The sequence below is a fragment of the Deinococcus malanensis genome (genome assembly GCF_014647655.1).
Taxonomy (GTDB): domain Bacteria; phylum Deinococcota; class Deinococci; order Deinococcales; family Deinococcaceae; genus Deinococcus; species Deinococcus malanensis.
In genome coordinates this window covers 250,545-269,621 of the sequence record NZ_BMPP01000003.1, presented here as the reverse complement: position 1 = coordinate 269,621, position 19,077 = coordinate 250,545, and the positions used below count along the sequence as shown (strand labels likewise).

Here is a 19,077-nt window from a genome sequence, read left to right as displayed (position 1 = left end):
CCTGTAACTGAAGCCGAGTTCTAAAGCGCATTGAAGGTGAAATGGTAGCAGTCAGCTCACTAGAGCAGATAGATTCATTGGAGTTCGCTGGCACTGTATGCTTCGGCCGAGTTCTGTATGAATTGGTAACAGGCAATAACGTCAATAATAAAACTGAACCATAAATATTTACGGTAATCTATCAACGAGCTTGTCATAGGCGTATTTTGCTGCATCATCCTGTTGCTGCCACAAGTTAAACAGAGTGAACTGCTCTTTCAACAAGAATCGCTGTCCGCTTCTTCGCTCAAATATCAGCTTCAGACCCAGTTTCCCCCACGGAAGCAGACGCTGAGGGGCTTCGATTACCGGAGTCACCCTGATCACGTTCCTGTCTTCCATTGTCGTGACCACTGCTGCTTTGGGATAACGGCGTTTCAACGATCCAGCCAGATCATGACGCATGGACTTGAGTACGATTTTGCGTTGATGTGCGGTGAGGCCTTCGGGATTCCCTTCAATTTGCGGGGGAAGAATGATGTAACGGGCACTCGCCATGGTCAAGGCACTCCACAGCTCCCCTTCCTGTACCGCGAGCGCACCTGCCGGTCCTGGCCCCATGCTGAGCATCACGACCACACAGAAGAACCGGGACAAGACGCTTCGCCTCTCGGGTACTGAAGCAGAGGTCATTCGACTTCTCCAGTCGAAAGGTTCAGCACGAGTTCACGCGTTTCGCCCTGGCGCTGGATCATAAGCTTCACCGTTCCTCCAGCCTGCTGGGTTACAAGCGCCGTCTGGATGTCCTGAAGGGTGGTCACCGGTTGACCAGCAATTCTCGTAATGACGTCACCGCCCATCAGGAGCGCGGCCTCACCCAGTTCGATACGCCGCAGGCCGCCCACGAGTCCGGCACCTGCCGCTGGGCTTGCTGGGGAGACCTCCTGCACCAGCACGCCGTCGTCCGGAAGATTGAACTCCTCACGGACCTCGCCTGGCAGCAACGCGACTGGTATTCCCGTGACGCCAATTCTGGGTACGTTGACTGTTTCGCCTGCTTTTAAGCGCGGCAGGATCGCCTTGGCTGTATTGATCGGGATGGCGAATCCAACCCCGGCATTCTGACCTGTACCGGAGGCCGCCGTCCCTGGGGAAAGGATCATTGTATTGATTCCGATCACTTCAGCGGCACTGTTCAGTAGCGGGCCGCCCGAATTGCCGGGATTGATGGCCGCATCGGTCTGAATGCTGTTCTGCGGGATTCCATTGATGCCGGTCGGAACCACCCGGTTCTTGGCTGAAACGATGCCCTGAGTGACGGAGAACTCCAGGCCGAAGGGGGATCCCATGGCGATGGCTTTTGCACCCACACGCACCTGATCACTGTCGCCCAGCTCCAAAGGGTCGTACAGGTCGGCGGGGATGTCCGTGGTCTGCAGGAGCGCCAGGTCATACTCCGGAGCCACGCCCACAACCTGGGCCGGGAATTCGCGTTTCCGCCCGGGAAGGTGCACGGTCAGTTGTTGGGCCCCTTCCACGACATGGAAGTTCGTCAGGATGAACCCCTCGTCGTCGACAAAAAATCCGGAACCTGTTCCGGTGACGTCCTGATCTGACGAGCCCTGACTTGGTTCACTGGCTTCAGGTGCCGTGTCGGGCATCTGGCCACGACGCGTGATGAACACCACTCCGGTCTGGCTCTCGTCGGTGACGGAGATCGTGTTCTCCTCGTACTCCAGAGCTGCCAACTCAGCGGTTGGTGACTCAGCGGCTGCTGCAGAGGAGGAAGTGGTCAGAGGCGCGCGTTGACTGGTCTGTTGTTCGCAGGCACTCAGGAGGACCGTTATTGAGAGCAGACCTGGCGTAAGGATACGTAGCATAATCCACCTCCTAAAGTGAACGTGGTTGTAACGAGTCTGGCGATCTTATTTGTTCCTGAAAAGAAATATGATAAATGGCCATGCACTTCCGGTTGGCATGAGCCACTACAGCCATCCGCGCAACACTTCACGAACTGAACTTCTTGTAACAAGATTCCGATCTGACATTCGGTCGATTCGTCGTGGCACACCGAAGACTACCAACCAGAAATGACCACCGAAAACGAGTTGAATGTTGCCTTCCAGAGCCGGGATTCAGCTGAGGTTCAGCTCATCATCTGATTCAGTTCAACCAGTCGACGTAGGCCTGTCGTAACCTGCAAAATACTTTCTGTCGATACGCTGCTGCCCACGCGTTTATAGCCATGTGACTGGTAAAAGTGACCAGGCATCTATAGGTAACCACATTTAATCGACAACATCTGCTGTACCTCTGCATTTAGGTTGAACTGATGGAAATCTCTGGGGACAAGAAAGGTGCTCAACCTGATCCCACCTCATGGATGACAGTGTTGGCACGCCTCGGCTATTTCGTCAAAGGGATGGTCTACATCACGCTTGGCGTGCTGACCGCCAAGGCCGCCGTCCTGGCGACGATCCACCCCCCAGGGACCCGTGGAGTTCTAGAAATGATTGGTGAGGACCTTTTCGGCCAGGTGACCCTGGCCGTCACATCCATGGGGCTGTTCGGGTATGCCCTCTGGCAAGGCTACCGGGCCGTGATCAACCCCGAGCGGTACCCCCGCACCCTGCAGGGGTTCGCCAAGCGCGTCGGGCTGTTCCTGAGCGGGAGTGCCTATGCCAGTCTGGCCTTCTTTTCAACCGCCCTGGTGCTCTTCGACGGTCCAGACCGTCAGAATCTGAATGCCGAGGATGACTGGACCAGATGGTTGCTGTCACTGCCCTTAGGCCAGCTTCTCGTGGGGTTGGGTGGCCTCGTTGTTGTGGCGGTCGCGCTGAACCTGTGCTATGTCGCGTACTCCGGCATGTTCATGAAGCGCCTGGAGCTGGAAGACGGCCATGAAACGCAGCGGCGCATCATCACGACCATTGGCCGTGTTGGCATCGCTGCGCGAGGACTGATCATCGGGATAGTTGGTGTCTTTTTTGTTCAGGCAGCGTGGGATTTCAGCCCTGAAAAAGCAGGAGGTCTCAGAGAGGCCCTGCGGGCAGTGGAGAACGGCCCGTACGGGCAGTGGCTCCTGAGCTTCATGGCAGCTGGGCTCGTCGCCTTTGGCGCCTATGAACTGCTTCGCAGCCGTTACCGAACGATTCCAGTGAATAAGTAAGTTTTCTTATGGCTGGCTCTGTTCCCTGAAGCTATGCGACGCCATGGCCTCACCAGCCGAAGAAGCTCAGGGCTAAAGTAAAGAATAGGGCTGGGACTGAATTCCACGCCGTCCCTGGTAGTCATCGTTTCGATGTTGGGCTGGGCTTAGCCGCCGCGCTTCAGGGTGACCTCGACCCGTGTCCCATGGCCTTCTTCGCTCTTCAATTCGATGCTGCCCTGATGCTGCTCCACAATCCACGCCGCGATGGGAAGGCCTAGACCGGTTCCTCCGGGATCGCGGGCCCGTCCAGGATCTGCCCGATAGAACCGTTCAAAGACGTGCGCTTGGTCCGCTGCCGGGATGCCTGGACCCTCATCCTGGACCACCAGCAGGACACGTTCTTGGTCTTCCGTGACGATGAGGCCGACAGACCGTCCCGCAGGCGTGAACTTCAGAGCATTGTCCAGCAGGATCAGAATGAGTTGATGGAGCCGGTCAGGATCACCGCAGACACGAACCCCTGGTTGGACCGCGTGCTTCAGGACCTGCCCTCCCGCCAGGCGTTGGGCATTCCGGAAGGCTTCAAGAGCAATCCGCGAAACGTCCAGGGGCGCTGAGCGAAAGGGCACCCCCGCATCCCGCCGGGCCAGGAGGAGCATGTCTGAGACGAGCCTGGCGAGCCTGGTGGTTTCCTTTTCGACATCGCTGAGCATGTCGTGCTTTTCCTGAGTTTCCATATCGGGATGCAATCTCAGGAGCTCCAGATTGCCCTGCATGATGGTGAGAGGCGCGCGGAGTTCGTGTGAAGCGTCGGCCAGAAATCTCTGCTGCACTTGAGACGACGCCTGCAAACTGCCGAGCATCTCGTTAAACGTCATGGCGAGACGTCCGAGTTCATCTGGGTGCTCCACCGGACCGACCCGGCGGGACAGGTCGCCAGACTGAGCAATGTCCCCGGCCGTGCTGGTCAGGCGAGCGATAGGAGCCAGGGCCCGCCTTGCAATGCTTCCACCCAGGCCGATGACAGCGACCAGAGAAATAGCCGCGAGGGAGAACAGCAGATTTTTCAGGTCGCTGACCGCACGGTCGAGCGGACCAAGAGGTGTGAGCGCTTCCACATACCCGAGAAAGCGGCCGTTTTTCTCTAAGGGAAGAACATACTGGCGCCAGCGCTCTCCCCTGATAATGAGGATTCCAAACGCGTTTTTTGTGGACTGGACCGGATCTACCCGAAGTGCAGGCACCATGGCCGCTGCTTGATCGTAAGCGGGTCCGGCGGGGGAGACTATGGTCGCTCGAGGAGACGCTGGAGGCACCTGCTCGGCGCCAGGTGTGGCCTGCACCAGACGTTCGTTGCCGTTATAAAGCCTGAGCACAATGTTGGCACTTTCTGGCTTCGTATCCAGGATGTAAGACCGACCAGCCCCGAGGACGCCTGCAGCCACATGTCTGGCACTCAGTCGGAGCACCTGATCCTGGGCGACGTACTGGCTCCGGGCAAACAGTGCGTAGCTCAGGAAAGCCATGATGAACAGGGCGATGGCGCTGAGGACGCCGTACCAGAGGGCCAGACGCAGGCGGATCGAGACAGCCTTACTGGGCACGCAGCACGTAACCCGCTCCGCGGATGGTGTGAATCACGCGGGATTCCCCGTTCACCTCCAGCTTCTGGCGGAGCTGCTTGACGTACACCTCCACGATATTGTCATCCCCGTCGTAATCGGGGTCCCACGCCCGGCTCAGGAGCATCGATTTGTTCATCACGCGTTCCGGCTGCTCAAAAAATACACGCAGGACTTTGAATTCCTGTGCAGTCAGAATCACTTCCCGTTCGCCCTGCCAGACCTGATGCTTCGTGACGTCCAGAACGATATTGCCGAACGACAGCACGTCCGCCGTTTCGCCTTCTGAGCGGCGCAGCAGGGCACGAATCCGGGCGCGCAGGATTTCGAAGGTAAAAGGCTTGACCACGTAATCATCTGCCCCGGCTTCGAGCCCCCCGACCTGATCGGCCGCTGCATCCCTCGCGGTAAGCAGGATCACGCACAGGTGCGGGTCTTCGGCACGCAGGCGCCATAGAACCTGCAGGCCGTCCATGTTGGGCATCATGACATCAAGGACAACCAGGTGAGGAGGATGCGCGCGCGCAAGTTCGAGGGCTTCTTCTCCTGACCCGGCGACATCCACCATGTAGCCGTCATAGGTGAGCCCCCGGCGCAGCATATTCGTAACGCCTGGATCATCATCGACCACCAGGATTCGCTGCATCAGGTGAACCCTCCAAGGTATCTGGTGACCACTTTACTGCGTTCACCAGGACACCATGAACGATTCAGCGGGGCCTCAACCCGACAACAGTCGAACTTCAGGGCACGGAACTATTGTTGCCGTGGTCTTCGGGAGCAGACTGCACCCGCAGCCGCAGTCTGCCCACGTCAGTGCCGATATGCCTCTTTGAACAAACAGGACTTGTTCGGAAACGCATGCGACCACTCACCTGATGCCACGACGGCGACAGTGTGTTTCCTGGAGACCAGGGGCAAGCACGGTCCGGGACCGGACAGCACGGGAACCCGGCCGAATGACGCCGAAGACCTTTGGAAGGGGGATCTTTCTGAGCGCCGGCTAGGGCCACCGTGCAAAGCTTGCGCCACCCACGATCTGTAAGTTCACGCTAGAGGAGACCAATATGAACACCATTCGTATCCTGACATCCGCTCTCGCTCTGCTCGCCCCACTTGCCGTAACGGCACAGGCTCAAACGCAACGAGCAGTCTTGTCCGGTTCGACCCTGGACATGCCCTGGACTGTCTATGGCCCAGGTTTTCTCCAGGGCCTCAGTGAAAATGCTGTCAATCTCCGGCTCGCCTCGCCACCAAACAGCCAGATACTGGGTGTGAAATACGGCAACCGGACCATTACCCTCGCCGCGCGTACCATGGCCAATCTGAATTCCATCTACACGCACCACGACATTCAGCTGCGTGAGCAGGGATTTGAGCGGGTTTCGGTCAGCGTAGACGGCGACGTGTACCGCTCGGTGTACAGCAGAGCCAACGATACCGTGGAGATGCGCGTTGCGAAATCACCGGGCAATTCATACCGTGCTACGTTCAACCTGAGTGGGGTCCAGGCCGGCACTCAGGGCAATACGTCACTTCTCCTCAGGGACAGTACCCCAGGCCAGCTTGGCTACGTCCTGTATGGCCCGGTGATGATCACGGATCAGCTGCGCAACGATCCCGCGAGAATCCAGCTGTCGGTGCCGGCTGGAGCGGTCGTCGATGACGTAGATCAGGAGAACGAGGACTTTACGGTCAAGGTCCGCTCCGGCCTGACCCTCGCGCAGATGAATGAATTTTACCGGGAGCAGTTCGCAAAGCAGGGCTTCAACCGTACTTCAGGTGGCGCGCTGGAGCGCGACAAGGTAGCGGCTGTCTATGAGCGTGGGCAGAACCGCCTGGAATGGAGCGCCGAGCGAGAGGGAAATGACACCTACGAAATCCTGTTTAATTTCGAGGGGGCTCGCGACGGGAACAATTGAGATCTGCGGCTCCTTCCGGGGAAAAACCGCTCTTCAGAAGATGAGCTCGACTGACTGCGAGCGCGCCCACAGTAACCTTATGTGTGGGTGCGCTCGCATACCGCGTGACGGCGGGATAGGACCAGAACAAAGTTAGTGATGGACAGTTTTCTATTGATGGTAAAGAGGGTTCAAAGGTTCCGCCGGCGAGCGGTTCGGCCTGACCTGCCTTTCCCCCAGAGGGCACTTGCCAGCCCGGAGAAGGCAGAGGCGACGACTCACCGTGCAACCACCACGTGAAAACGGCGATACCGCTCCTGGAGGTCAGCACGGTCAGCGGGATTGGCTGTATTTGCCAGCGCATCGTGGTAAGCGAGATCGGCATGGCGCGTGAGTTCGCTGAGTTCAACCGCACCATGAAGGCAGCCTGCAGCAGCGGTGATCACCTCCAGCAGCCTCAACATGACGGCCGGGCTGCCTTTCCCGTACTGACGAATCATATGAAACATGCCGTCGGTCAAGCCGGCGAAGTCGGTGACCGGGTGAACCAGGCGCAGTTGGGCATCGTCGCCGTAATGGACGCCGTCCGGCCAGGTACGGCCCTGAAGCCGGCATAAGGCGTCTCCGAAGCGGTCCAGAATGTCTATGGCAGTGACAGGATCGTTCACCCCTGGACTCAGTGCGCGGACAGCCACGTCCGCCAGCTGGCGGACGGCGTACTCTGCATCCTGATCGGTCGTTCGGTAACGCCCGACCGCGAGAAACCGCAGCAGGTCTGGCGGTAGCGTGGGCACTGCGCAGGCGATCACAGTATTGGGAAAAATGTAATCGCCTGGCCTGACCAGCAGACGGACGGACACCTGATGCTCCGTCGCCCACTGAACAACGGCGGAAACATCCACAAGCTGGAGATAACCTCCAAAAGGAGCCTGGATTTCTTCGGCGTTCGCCCAGAACGCCAGAGGTGGCGGTTGATGTCGGGTGCGGGGTTCTTTCCAGGTGAGACGGTCCAGGGAGACGGCCAGGTCGTCGCGCAGCAGGTTAATGACGTGCGTGATGTTGATGGTGCTCGTGACATGAAAGATGAAGTACACCAGCGCCGCTGTACTCGCCAGCGCGAGGAGAAGCGCAGCTGTCACGTTGTAGTGCGGAACGAAGGGTTGCTCATCGACACCCCGCACCACTCTCAGGCTGTACAGACTGAAGGCGAACGTCGCGATAAACACGCCGAGAGTGACCTGATTGCCGCGGTCACGAGTGAAATTGTCCAGCAATCTGGGGCCCATGGTTCCCGCTGCGAATGACAGTGCTGCAATGGTAATGGAAAATACGGTGCCTGCGACACCAATGGCGCTTCCGGCGACAGCCATCAGGACGCTGCGCGCACCTGCCTCTCCTCCTCCGTAAACAAATTCCAGCCAGTCGGGCACCCCCCATCGCTCTTCAAGCGAGATGCCCTGGTGGGCCAGGAGGAGGGACACGACCGTCATCACCGTCGGAATAAACCAGAAACGACGGGTGTATTCCCGGAGTCGCAGCAGCAGGCGTTTCAAGGCTGAGCCTGGTCCCCAGACTGATGGAGTGACGCTTCTCTCAGGAGCGCCTGTCGCGAGCGTGGGTTCTGCGTCCGGGCGGGCCAGCCCTCACGCTGCTGCTCGCGGTCTCCATCGGTCTCCTCCGTCTGGTCATGGAAGAGCACCTGCTGGGTGGGGAATGGAAGATCAATGCCGGCATCCAGCAGGGCCGGCTTGAGTGCCTCCAGAACCTGGTCCTCCGCTTCGATGACTTCACGCCGGACGGGGGGGTCGATCCAGAAGCGAACTTCGAGGTTCACGGCGGATTCTCCGTATTCGCGGATGAACACAGCCGGCGCCGGGTCCTGACGGACGAGGTCCAGACCACGCAAGGTATTCAGGATGATGCCTTTGGCCTGCCGGATGTCGTCCCCGAATCCAATGCCGACCACAACCGCGAGGCGGCGCCTGTCATAGGCGGTATTGACAACCACACGGTTGGTGTACAGCTCGCTGTTGGGAATCACCACCTGCCGGTTGTCATAGGTCCGCAGCAGGGTGGCGCGGACCTGGATGTCCTCGACGGTGCCTTCGTGGGCGCCACTGACAATCTGATCCCCGATGCGAAACGGCCTGGTCACCAGAATCAGAATGCCAGCCAGGAGGTTCTGGAAAATGTCCTTGAAGGCAAATCCGATGGCCACCCCACTCACTCCGAGGGCCCCAAACAGGGAGCCCGCGTTGAGGCTCGGAATCATGATGATGAGAGAGATCAGCCCGCCAACAACCAGGACACCCCACGCAGCAATGCGTGAGAAGACCAGCGCGATCCCACGGGCCTGACCTGTGCGAAGGGCCACACTCTGGACGGCAGCGGCGACTGTTCGGGACAGGAACAGGAACAGCATGAAGACGGCCAGGCCAATCACTATGTTAGGAAGTGCTGCGATGAGTCCCTGGAGCATGCTTTGCAGACGCGTCCAAGCCACTTCAATGTTCAGATTCATAACTGCAGCCTACGCGAATGGCTTTCTTTCTTCGGGGCTTGATCGGCGCGGTGGACGCGTGAGAGGGCCCTCAGTCGAAGTGAGGCTGACGCGAGGGACTCAAGTGGTGGATGGGTCATACGAGTGCACGGGGAATCGGGGTATCAGGCTCTCCCAGGCTCTCACCTTTTACGAGCCTCATTTTTACCTTCTCGTGCGCTGGAGTTGAGAACACCTTGAATTCACCAGGCTTCCCGGGCCAGCACGTACATGCGTCCGCTGGCATCGCCCACGACGACATGGGTCCGCGTGTACACCACATTGCTGCTCACTGCTGCCTCCAGAGCCCACTCATGTAGCACCGAACACGCGGCGACACACCGCAGAACCACGAGCCGGGTCTGGTCCTGGGACGGCACCAGCAGCAGCCCGGGTGCGAGCCGCACGCCGGTCAGTGTGCGGCTGCCGATCACGTGATTGGACACGCCGGACCACTGTTTCGTAGGGGTCAGGGAGTTGCCTTTTTCCTGGTACCTGTGCAGCACGCCACCGATATGTGGGGTATGCACGGCCCAGATCTCATTCTCTGCAATGATCGGGGCGAGCCAGCGGTGTGTCTGGCCGAAGGCGGGTCCAACCGACCGAATCCGGAGGCGCTCCCTGACCTGCTCGATCGGGGCCAACGCCGCGCCAGCGCCCGGTGTGGCGTGCACCAGCACCAGCCCCATACGGCCATCAGGCAATTCCACTGGCCTGGCTTCCAGATCCTCGAAGACCATCGGGGCTCTCAGGTCCAGTCGGCTCAGCTGTTTCAAGCTCTGGTGGTGAAAGACGGCGACGCCGGTCGCTTCTTCTGCGTCCCCCAGAACGCCGTGCTGATAGCGCGTGCTTGACGGCCCGGTCAGCGCGGCAACATGCGGCTCACCTGATCCCTTCAGGTCAACCAGGGTGAGGCGGGCGTCGCGCATCACGTTGGCGCGCGTGCGACGGTGCTCGCGCCAGGCGGCGCCCTCCTGCCTGTACCGGATGAGGTCCCCGGTCTTGCTGACCGCGACTGCTCCTTCCGGAACGCAGACGGGCCGGGAGAGCGGCGAGAGACCGGCCCGCTGGGTCGTGACAAGGCGGCCGGATACCCACATTCTCAGCTCACCAGCGGCGCTGACACCAGCTACGCCTGAGTGACAGGTTGTCAGCGGACTGACGGTAAACCCCTTCTGGAGAATCCGTGGCCTGCCCCTATTCAGGGTAAACAGGTCACCGAACTGCGTGACCCCGTAGACGTGCGTTCCATTGATCACCAGGCTGGTGGCTGGAGCAGTCAGCCTGTGCGTTCCCGATTGAGGTGAGTTCGCCCCGGCTGCAGCAGCGCACAGGGCCACCAGGGCTGTCATCACCTGAGAGGTGCGGCTGAGGTTCAACATTCGCCCCTCACAGGGGCCTGCAGGGAGCGGACACCAGCATAGACGCCGTTTATTCTTCGGCGCCAGTAGAGCAGGTCCAGCCCGGTGGGTGCATCCGTCGGGCCTGAAGGGGAGAGGGGCGTCATGTTCCCACGCTACGCGGGCCGCGGTGCGGCGCGTGTCGCCGGGCAGACGTACCCTTGAGCATTGCCCCATGTGGTCGCCTGATTGACACAGCCTGGCAGCGCGGCGCTCTGGTCTGGCAGCCAGACGGAGGTCACCATGGCGAGTCAACAGCAAAGACCAGAGGCCGGTCTGCAGCCCGCAGCCCAGCCCAGCTCACCCGGTGCGGATCCAGGAACTGGGCCTCCTGAGTCGGACTCGGCCATTCTGGAGTCTTGTCTTTGTGGGGACCACGGTGAGCTGATGATTACGGACTTTCTGCCGTCCCAGGCCACGGGATACCGGTGGTGCGTTGAACCAGGAACATTACCTTTAACAGCCATGGTTCGGGACTGGAAAAGCACTGAGGATTACTACGCGCTGATGGTGGACGGCAAGAATAACCCTGACGCAGTGTTAAACGACCCCGAGTCCAAGATGCCGCCAAGAGTCTCCAGGACCGAGTGGGCTTTGCTAGGTCGAGATTGTGCCTGATTGAGGCGCCCACAGCCCATCCTGCCCGCTGCCTTTGGCAGTCACGTAAATTTCATTCACTGGCGTGTAGTGCCGCACCCACGGGTAGCGCCGTGCGACCTCGCCCGCGTAGGCTTCGAAGTGAACCGGCAATTCCGGGTTCTGGAAGTTACCCAGCCAGTCAGGAACGCCGAAGTGCAGCAGATCCAGGATGGGAACAATCCTGAGCCGGCGCATTTCGGACATCACCAGGTCGGCGAAATCCCAGTCGTAACGGTCCGGTCCCACGTGCGTAAGGTGATAGGGCAAGCCATACCGCAAGTACCTGATCCCAAGTTCCTTGACCAGCTGCAGATCCCCGCGCCATTGATCGTAATGACCACACTCCGCGAGCTGGTCCCGCCGGACACGGCCGTGACCAATGGTGGGGTAAGAGCACTCGATGCCGGTGGCGAACATAAAGTTACCCGGTTGCGTCGTGGGTAGCCCGGAACCGTTCTTGCTGCGTGTACTGCGCCCGTCTCCGTCCTGCCCTACGTCACCACAGTGACGCCTGATGATTTCCAGAAACGTCTCACTCATGCAGCCGCACCTCCCTCAAGATGGAACTGCGAGATTCTTCCCGTACGAGCTTGCCTGCTTGACCAGACGACGCTGGTCGCGACTGCGGGTCGCAGGCTGAGTCCTGTACGTCTCCCTCCGGCAGATGCCTTTAAGCACGTCAACGCTCCTGCGAATCACCGTCCAATTCGTATCGTGCGCTTTGCCCGGGTCCAGGATGTTCAGACAGTGGTCCATAAAAATTTGCCGAGCAGATGCCAGTGGCTGAGCGAGCAGGTGTGGTCGCGGGAATCCATGCACTGACCCCCTCTGAAAGTGGCTGCATCTGGGCGCACTGTTCTTGCTTGCCTTTGTGCTGTGGTGAGGAAAGCAGGAGAAGAAAAACCGATTTGGGGAGGCCCACACCTGCTGGCCTCCCCGGGATGCGCTCGCCTTTATGCACCAGCGGCGCTCAGGACACGCCAGAAGGATCCACGGAGCCGTAGACCTTGTCGACGTCCTGCGCCTTCGGGCCCAGGTGCTCACGGCGTTCACGGCATGCGGGCGGCCCGGACCACGGCATGTTTCCCACGATCAGCTTCGGTACGTTGATGAACACCGTCGCCCCCGCCCTCTGGACCACCGCGTCCAGAGGAATGAACATGTCATGTTTGACGATCAGTCCTCTGGGAACGATCAGGTGGGCGTCCACATCCGCACTGGCTGCGACGACCTCCTTCACAGTCCCGATTTCGCCGTGGTCCGAGCCGAGGACCTTGTCTCCGGGCTGCACGCTGCCCCCCTCTCCGGCCGTACCCTGCAGCGCGGCCAGAAACTCGTCGACAGTCATAGTGGCGTTGCCGACCAGCGGAAAGTTGACCTTGATGGACGCTTCGTATGCCGGAACGCTTTCGGCCCCGATGGCATTGGTCAGGTACGTCACGTCGTACCCGAGTTCGGCTGCGCGCCGTCCGGTGCTTTCCACGCACAGGTTGGCGGTCATGCCCGCGATCACCAGATGGGTGGTTCCCAGACGCTCCAGGTGCCCGGGCAGGTCGGTTTCGAACACGTCGGTGCCCTTGTGCGGCCTGAGGATGATGTCGCTGTGCTGCGGCTGAAGTTCAGGGTGGAAGTCTGCACCCCAGCTGCCGGCCAGGAACATCTTGTGTTCAAACATTACCCGGTTGATCCCGGTGCGGCGCTGCAGGTGGTGGTCGGCGTAGTCCTCCTCCGTATAGGCCATGGGTCCCAGCAGGACCGGCAGGCCATAGACGCGTGCGCCGTGAATGGCCTGCTTGAGGTTCTCCACCACCCCCACGGACTGCACCGTGGATTTGGTCATTTCCCAGGCGGCGCCACCCTCACTGAGAAAGTCGTTGACCGGGTCAATGATCAGCAAGGCCGTGCGGTCGAGGGGGAAGCCGAAGTCGTGCTCCCTGCCGGGCTTGTACTTCACTTCCGTGCTGTTGAACTTTTCAGACTGCTTGGTCATGGGCGCCTCTCCTGGCGGTGTGACAGTACACACCCTTCTTCCAGACAGTAGTTACTGCGCGGTGCGGGTGATCTTCCAGACTACACCAGTTTTGGGGGGGAACTCGTACGGGGGCTTTCCCTCCTTGATACGGGCCGGGTTCACCCGTGCCACACCGTAATCCACGATGTACATCGCGCCGCTGTGGAACTTCAGGTCAAAGGGACGCTCTATCCCCTGACCCATCGCACCCTGCAGGGAGGCGGGGCCAGGTTCGGCATTGCGGGCAAACGGCACGGCGCGTCTCGTGGCCGGATCGATCCGGCTGATCTGGAACCCTGCTGGTTTGTCTCGCAGGGGGTTGGTGGCAGGCGTCAGGTCGCCCCATTCGGCCACAAAAAGCTGGTTACCAAAGGGCCCCCAGCCGTCCGGCGAGAAATGTAGTCCTGAGGGAGACGAGTTCCAGTCATGCAGTCCTGCGACAAGGCTCCGGTCGGGTGGAGTCAGTTTGCTGGCGGCATGGTCGATAAGGAAATTCAGCTTCGGAGGCTGCGCCACGCCGCCTTTCATAATGGGGGCAAGCTGCGATCCGGGCGGGGTGAATTTAGGGTCAGTGAGGGGTTCGAGCGTGGCAGAGAAATCGGGCCAACCGTACCACGCGCCCGGTTTGACGCGGTAGGTAGCGTCCCATTGGTCTTTCACGCTCCGCGAGCCACGAATATCGTATCCGTTCACGGCAACGAACATCGTTCCCTGATTATTCCAGGCCATGTCGATGGCGTTGCGCAGACCAGACACATAGGGACGAAGGGTACCTTCCGCATTCTTCGGATCGAAGCTCAGGATAGACCCACCGCATTTATTGGTTCCCTTGATGACCTGGCCAGCCTTGGTTGCCGTGCCAAACGGAACAAAAGCGCCGGTGAGCGCGGTGTCACTCTGGTTGTCTGTCCTGAAGTCTGGGGTCATGAAGTTGTATCCGGTTAGGACGATGTCCTGGCAGGGACGGGGGTGCACTTTGGGGCTGCGGGCCACGAAGGGCCCGAGATCCAGTCCCACCACACCAGAGTTAGAGGCTGGCCCGACAGCTACGTACATCCTTCCGTTCGGGCCGACCTCGATGCCGTTGATCTGGTGTTCGGACTGGCTGTCAACGATGCCCTTGAACACCTGCGTGACTCTGCCGTCCAGCGTGACCCGGGAGACGGCGCCTGTGCGGTCCTTGCCGTCGCGGTGGGTGATGTAGAAGGCCCCGTCATGCCAGACCAGACCTACGGCGGACGCTCCGATGCCTTTAGTCTGGAGGTTTACCACTTCTACAGCTCGGCCATTTTCTATCCGCATCAGGCGGGCGGGTACTGGTTCTTCCACGAAAGCGCCGCCAGCCTCGAGAACATACATGCGGCCCTGACCGTCCCATGCCACTGAGGTGGCGTAGGTCAGACCATCGACCACTTTCTCGATCCTGTACCCCTGGGGAAGCTGGATCACAGGGAAGTTTCTTGCGCCCTGGCTTCCACCTGCAGATGCCGCCATGGTGCCAGCGATGACGAGGGAGAACCACAGAAGTTTGCGCATACTGACCTCCAATGATGTGAGACAGCCCCGCAGGAGTGGATGGGACGCTTTGCCTCGGGAACGTGGACGAGGAGCTGCCTACAACAGGGCCAATACACCTGTCATCCCTTGCAAACTGAACGAGGCGAGCGTCAGTGAATGCGCTGACATCTTCCATGATGAATGACAAATATCTCGTGATGTGTCGTTAAGACGACATGGGTATGATCACTTCAAGAGGATGTACAGGACTTCATTGACCGCTCCTATATGAGGCTGAATTGGCTGCGTACCCGAGCGGACGATCAGAAAAAAATGAGCATGAGGCTGCGGCGGTGCCTGTCGCCGGTTCACCGGCAGGCGCCGCCGCAGGTCGTCAAGATGATCGGGGCTCATCCGGAACACCGACATCGTGCGGTGTCCGCGCTTCTTGCCCTTCGCCAGCTTCCGGGTCTTCCTTCTAGAAACGTCACCACCACACACAATCAGAGCATGCCTGCAACCGCCGGGTACGCTGAGCACCTGTTTCCCACCGAGCCTCTGCTGACACGGTACCGTGCAGTGCACCCCCTGCGACGCCATGGCCGGAGAGGGTCGTTCTTTTTTCCAGATTTAGCCCGACACGACTTCGCGACCTACCGACACTGGCGTACTCATGAACAGGTTGTTCAGGGACTCGCTCAGGGTGGGGTGTGCAAAGACACCGTCGCGTAGAGCACTCGCCCTCACACCGCCCATCATGGCCATCTGAAGCACACTCAGCACCTCGCCGCCCTCTACACCCAGGACCGTGGCTCCAATAATCTGGTCGGTTTCTTCGTCCACAAGGGCTTTCATCAGGCCCCGGGTTTCATTGGTCTCAATGGCCCTGGCAACATGCGACATAGGCAGGGTATAGACCTGCGCCCGGAGCCCCTGTGCTCGTGCCTGGGTCTCATTCAGGCCGATGCGCGCAAGCTGCGGGTCGGTAAACACCGTGTAGGGTACGGGCCGATCCTGGGTCGACCGGAATCGGCCGTGCAGTAAGGCGTCACGAACAATACGGTAGTCGTCATAGGCAATATGCGTGAACGCCGGCCCGCCCTTCACATCTCCCAGAGCATAGATCCCTTCAACATTGGTCCGCAGGTGCTCGTCCACCACGATGTTTCCATGATGATCAACCTTTACGCCGGCGGCTTCCAGGTTTAGCCCGTCTGTATTTGCAGTTCGTCCGGCCGCCACCAGTAGGTGAGTCCCTGCGAGAACCTGTTCCCCCTGGGGCCCGGCAATGGTCAATTCGGCGCCTACTGGAGACCCGCCCGCCCGGACCGCTTTCTGGCCGAACAGGAACTCGACGCCGTCTTCACGCAGGGCGGCTGTGAGTGCCGCCACTACGTCCGGATCCTCCTTCATGGCCAGGCGTTCGGCCTGCTCGACAATGGTCACGCGGCTTCCGAAACGTGCAAACGCCTGACCGAACTCCAGACCGATGTATCCACCGCCGAGGATAAGCAGGTGTTCCGGTTTCTGGTCGACCTTGAGGAGTCCGGTCGAATCCAGCGCTCCGGCATCCCGCAACCCAGGAATGTCCGGCCAGCGGGGCCGCGTGCCAGTGTTGATGAACACCAGAGGAGCTTCAAGTTCATGAAGGCTGCCGTCTTCGTCCGTCACGGTCACGCTGTGCGGGCCAGAAAAGCGCGCGTGCCCCATGATGACCTCAACCCCGGCACGCTGCAGGCCAGTGGCACTTCCAGACCGGAAGCTCTCGACTACGGTGTCTTTGCGGGCCTGGACGCGCTGGAAATCTACCGTCACGGCGCTGGTGGTCACACCATACTCCCCGGCATGGCGAGCCAGATGGGCCACCCGTGCACTGGCAATCATCGTCTTTGTGGGGGTGCAGCCTTCGTTGACGCAGGTGCCACCTATATGCACCTTCTCAATCAAGGTGACATGTCGACCGCTTTTTACTAGCGAACCGGCGAGTGGTCCGCCTGCCTGTCCTGCACCAATCACGATGGCGTCGCGGTGAGCGTGCTTCGGGATGGCCGGGTTGTGTGTCATGCCTTGACCTTAAGGGGGAAGGTCCGGCTCCAGTGTCGGGCAGACGACACGCGGGGCTCCTTGAGACGCGCCGCTGCGTAGGGGTACTGTCGACCACTTCGTTTCCTGATGCCATCGGACAGTTGCTGCGGCGCCACTCAGGCTAAAGAGGCCAGGGAGTGAAGCTAAACCCTGCTTGCCGAACAGAGACCATCAGAATCATTCCCGTCATGGCCACCATGCCGAAGACGCCCGCTGGTGCGAATGCCTGCCTCGCGATTGCTGCATTCACGCCTGGTTTTCCACGGTCAGCTGATTCCTGAAGGCAGCCCGTTAAGTCAAGTGAACAACATGACCCCCCATCCACCGTCTCGATAATGTCCTCCATGGTCTCCCATGAACAGTCGGTCACCATGGTGACCTCGTGCCCGTGCAGGATCAGAAGATGACATGCCCCCCCAGTGTGCCCATCGGTCAACTTGCTGTGCTGACCGGAGAGACGGCCAAGGTCATCCGGTATTGGACGGATATCGGCTTACTGACCGCAGAGCGGCGCTCCAACAGGTACCGTGCCTACCCTGATGAGGCTGCCGGGCAGGTTCGCTTCATCCGCTCGGCCCAGCGGGCAGGCTTCAGCCTTGAGGAGATCCGCCGCATCCTCACTATTCGCCGGGCCGGCCGTAAACCCTGTACTCACGTGAAAGCTGACCTCGAAAGTCACCTGGCCAACGTGCGGGATCAGCTTGCGCAGCTTCAGGCCCTCGAAGTGCAGTTGCAGGCGAAAGTTACGTGGGCGAACAGTCACCCTGACCCGGACTGCGATTCCGCCGGGTGCGTCTACCTGGAGCCTTGACTCTCCCCCTGACAGGAGACTGTACTTTTGTAAAGGGTCCTGGCTTCCAACAGGACCTGGGCGCCACCACACCCGTGGGTCAATACCATAGCTACCTACGTGACGACCTTGAGGTACCCACGAGGGAAGGACGCGTGGACGCCGTTCTGACCACAAATCAGCCCCACATCGATGCCGCACAAGGTGGGTACGAAGCGAACAGCCCCAAAGCAGCAGCGGCCTGGGGAACGTCAATGGCACTTTGATTCCCCTGTGAGAGACTTGCCCCTGCACGCCAACCAGGCCGCTGGACGGCGCGGCGAGAGGTTATCGAACATGCCGCGTTGAACCTTCAGCCCACACATATTGACGCCTTCTCAGGAACAAAAGGACGAGGAAAAGTTATGGACATGGATATGGGCATGATGAATATGCTGCCGGCCTGGTGGACACCCGCGGCATGGATTTACCTGATCACCAGTGGAATTTCGGCAAGCTTTCTGGCATATGACATCTACGGGCGCCGGCAACATCCACAGATACCGGCGATGAAACCGGTGTGGCCCGTCAGCGCGCTGTTCCTGGGGCCGCTCGCCATCCTGCTGTACGCTCGCTGGGGCCGCGAACGCCGCCCGGCAGAAGGCCCCGCACGTCATAGCTCGATGACCCGGATCCTGCTGGCCCTGCTTCCTGGCGCCGCTGCTTCAACCGTCGCCCACCTGATCGGGGTGCCTCTGGTCTTCAGCGCCGGATGGACCATCGCCGGCGAGGCGTTGTGGGCAGTCGCCCTGTTCATCCTGATTCTTGCAACCTTGATGCTGTTTATGTTCGAAGCCGCGGCGGCCTCTGGCGAGCGTGCCCACCGCCTGGCGACGTTGTTCCTGGGTGCCTTCGTCACAGTGCTGGCCTTTGATGTCGGCATGGTCGGGTGGATGCTGTACCTGCACGGCACCGGCCTGATGCAGCCGATTACGGACGTGGTGTTCACGGCTCAGATGCAGGTCGGCATGCTGCTGGGCATGCTCACTGCCTTTCCTGTCGCCAGCTGGCTCATTCCAAAACCCGCCACATCCAGCAATGCGGCGCTCGGCTCCGCAGCGGGGACGGAGCCCACAGTTCCACCCGGACGGCGCTGAGCCATGTGGAAAACGGCCATTGGTGCTGTTCGGTTGCCGGACAGCCACCAACTTGGGTAGTTCAGTGTGGCCTCATAACGTCGCCAAAGACCAGACTGAGGATGACGTGCACCATGACCCCAGTAACGAGGTCGCCCAGTAACAAGGTCGTCGTGGCGGACCACGCGCACGATCATCGGGAATATGCCGACGACATACATGATGAACTCCTGCTCACTTCGTCCGTGAGGTACCTCCGTGGTGGGACACGATGGGAAGACAGGCACGTCCAGCCAAGGAAAGACACGAGGGGCAGATGGTTGGGAGCCCGGTGGCACCTGTCTTCAT

Annotated in this window: 15 protein-coding genes; 4 read left to right on the top strand and 11 right to left on the bottom strand. The window is 60.0% G+C overall.

What is annotated here, in order from left to right; translation table 11 throughout:
• Positions 1 to 168 precede the first annotated feature (168 nt).
• Together IEY49_RS05215 and IEY49_RS05210 are read right to left on the bottom strand one after the other, a co-directional pair.
• Positions 169 to 672: a hypothetical protein gene (locus IEY49_RS05215; protein ID WP_189005205.1), complete on the bottom strand. Its 504-nt coding sequence runs from the start codon at positions 670 to 672 to the stop codon at positions 169 to 171.
• Positions 669 to 1,859 (bottom strand): S1C family serine protease, encoded by a 1,191-nt coding sequence (locus tag IEY49_RS05210; protein WP_189005203.1) that lies wholly within the window; start codon positions 1,857 to 1,859, stop codon positions 669 to 671. The genes IEY49_RS05215 and IEY49_RS05210 overlap by 4 nt, the downstream gene beginning before the upstream one ends.
• A gap of 509 nt (positions 1,860 to 2,368) precedes the next feature.
• Here IEY49_RS05210 and IEY49_RS05205 point away from each other — a divergent pair.
• The gene (locus IEY49_RS05205) at positions 2,369 to 3,148 is read left to right on the top strand and encodes a DUF1206 domain-containing protein (protein WP_189005201.1); all 780 of its coding nucleotides are present in this window, start codon (positions 2,369 to 2,371) and stop codon (positions 3,146 to 3,148) included.
• 146 nt (positions 3,149 to 3,294) lie between these two features.
• Here the strand turns inward: IEY49_RS05205 and IEY49_RS05200 are convergent, their stop codons facing one another.
• Entirely contained in the window at positions 3,295 to 4,734 is a 1,440-nt protein-coding gene (locus IEY49_RS05200) for a sensor histidine kinase (RefSeq protein WP_189005199.1), read from the bottom strand.
• The gene (locus tag IEY49_RS05195; protein ID WP_189005198.1) at positions 4,724 to 5,398 is read right to left on the bottom strand and encodes a response regulator transcription factor; all 675 of its coding nucleotides are present in this window, start codon (positions 5,396 to 5,398) and stop codon (positions 4,724 to 4,726) included. The genes IEY49_RS05200 and IEY49_RS05195 overlap by 11 nt, the downstream gene beginning before the upstream one ends.
• Before the next feature lie 421 nt (positions 5,399 to 5,819).
• Here IEY49_RS05195 and IEY49_RS05190 point away from each other — a divergent pair, with 421 nt between their 5' ends.
• A complete protein-coding gene (locus IEY49_RS05190; RefSeq protein WP_189005196.1) occupies positions 5,820 to 6,674 on the top strand; it encodes a hypothetical protein in 855 nt (284 codons plus the stop codon).
• Between the two features lie 257 nt (positions 6,675 to 6,931).
• On the opposite strand, the gene IEY49_RS05185 is transcribed toward IEY49_RS05190, so the two are convergent.
• The 7 genes from IEY49_RS05185 to IEY49_RS05155 form a co-directional block, all read right to left on the bottom strand.
• A complete protein-coding gene (locus tag IEY49_RS05185; RefSeq protein WP_189005194.1) occupies positions 6,932 to 8,206 on the bottom strand; it encodes a DUF2254 domain-containing protein in 1,275 nt (424 codons plus the stop codon).
• Complete coding sequence (locus tag IEY49_RS05180; protein ID WP_189005193.1) at positions 8,203 to 9,174, bottom strand: mechanosensitive ion channel family protein; 972 nt, start codon at positions 9,172 to 9,174, stop codon at positions 8,203 to 8,205. Before IEY49_RS05180 ends, IEY49_RS05185 begins: the two co-directional genes overlap by 4 nt.
• Positions 9,175 to 9,395: 221 nt before the next feature.
• Positions 9,396 to 10,574, bottom strand: a complete 1,179-nt coding sequence (locus IEY49_RS05175; RefSeq protein WP_189005192.1) for a hypothetical protein — start codon at positions 10,572 to 10,574, stop codon at positions 9,396 to 9,398.
• Positions 10,575 to 11,189: 615 nt separating this feature from the next.
• Entirely contained in the window at positions 11,190 to 11,771 is a 582-nt protein-coding gene (locus IEY49_RS05170) for a family 1 glycosylhydrolase (RefSeq protein ID WP_189005191.1), read from the bottom strand.
• Between the two features lie 430 nt (positions 11,772 to 12,201).
• Positions 12,202 to 13,221 carry a cysteine hydrolase family protein gene (locus IEY49_RS05165; RefSeq protein ID WP_189005190.1) on the bottom strand — a complete coding sequence of 340 codons (1,020 nt, stop codon included), beginning with the start codon at positions 13,219 to 13,221 and terminating at the stop codon, positions 12,202 to 12,204.
• Positions 13,222 to 13,272: 51 nt separating this feature from the next.
• The gene (locus tag IEY49_RS05160) at positions 13,273 to 14,778 is read right to left on the bottom strand and encodes a PQQ-dependent sugar dehydrogenase (RefSeq protein ID WP_189005189.1); all 1,506 of its coding nucleotides are present in this window, start codon (positions 14,776 to 14,778) and stop codon (positions 13,273 to 13,275) included.
• A 591-nt stretch (positions 14,779 to 15,369) separates the two neighbouring features.
• A complete protein-coding gene (locus tag IEY49_RS05155; protein ID WP_189005188.1) occupies positions 15,370 to 16,803 on the bottom strand; it encodes a mercuric reductase in 1,434 nt (477 codons plus the stop codon).
• 424 nt (positions 16,804 to 17,227) lie between these two features.
• Here IEY49_RS05155 and IEY49_RS05150 point away from each other — a divergent pair, with 424 nt between their 5' ends.
• Both IEY49_RS05150 and IEY49_RS05145 read left to right on the top strand, forming a co-directional pair.
• A complete protein-coding gene (locus tag IEY49_RS05150) occupies positions 17,228 to 17,635 on the top strand; it encodes a MerR family DNA-binding protein (RefSeq protein ID WP_189005187.1) in 408 nt (135 codons plus the stop codon).
• Between the two features lie 383 nt (positions 17,636 to 18,018).
• Positions 18,019 to 18,750: a DUF4396 domain-containing protein gene (locus tag IEY49_RS05145; protein ID WP_189005186.1), complete on the top strand. Its 732-nt coding sequence runs from the start codon at positions 18,019 to 18,021 to the stop codon at positions 18,748 to 18,750.
• The last annotated feature ends 327 nt before the right edge of the window (positions 18,751 to 19,077 follow it).

Excerpts from the sequence above, each read along its gene's own strand:
- IEY49_RS05175 (WP_189005192.1), bottom strand. The coding sequence starts at position 10,574 with ATGTTGAACCTCAGCCGCACCTCTCAGGTGATGACAGCCCTGGTGGCC.
- IEY49_RS05180 (WP_189005193.1), bottom strand. The coding sequence starts at position 9,174 with ATGAATCTGAACATTGAAGTGGCTTGGACGCGTCTGCAAAGCATGCTC.
- IEY49_RS05145 (WP_189005186.1), top strand. The coding sequence starts at position 18,019 with ATGGACATGGATATGGGCATGATGAATATGCTGCCGGCCTGGTGGACA.
- IEY49_RS05155 (WP_189005188.1), bottom strand. The coding sequence starts at position 16,803 with ATGACACACAACCCGGCCATCCCGAAGCACGCTCACCGCGACGCCATC.
- IEY49_RS05160 (WP_189005189.1), bottom strand. The coding sequence starts at position 14,778 with ATGCGCAAACTTCTGTGGTTCTCCCTCGTCATCGCTGGCACCATGGCG.
- IEY49_RS05210 (WP_189005203.1), bottom strand. The coding sequence starts at position 1,859 with ATGCTACGTATCCTTACGCCAGGTCTGCTCTCAATAACGGTCCTCCTG.
- IEY49_RS05170 (WP_189005191.1), bottom strand. The coding sequence starts at position 11,771 with ATGAGTGAGACGTTTCTGGAAATCATCAGGCGTCACTGTGGTGACGTA.
- IEY49_RS05150 (WP_189005187.1), top strand. The coding sequence starts at position 17,228 with ATGACATGCCCCCCCAGTGTGCCCATCGGTCAACTTGCTGTGCTGACC.
- IEY49_RS05165 (WP_189005190.1), bottom strand. The coding sequence starts at position 13,221 with ATGACCAAGCAGTCTGAAAAGTTCAACAGCACGGAAGTGAAGTACAAG.
- IEY49_RS05195 (WP_189005198.1), bottom strand. The coding sequence starts at position 5,398 with ATGCAGCGAATCCTGGTGGTCGATGATGATCCAGGCGTTACGAATATG.
- IEY49_RS05215 (WP_189005205.1), bottom strand. The coding sequence starts at position 672 with ATGACCTCTGCTTCAGTACCCGAGAGGCGAAGCGTCTTGTCCCGGTTC.
- IEY49_RS05190 (WP_189005196.1), top strand. The coding sequence starts at position 5,820 with ATGAACACCATTCGTATCCTGACATCCGCTCTCGCTCTGCTCGCCCCA.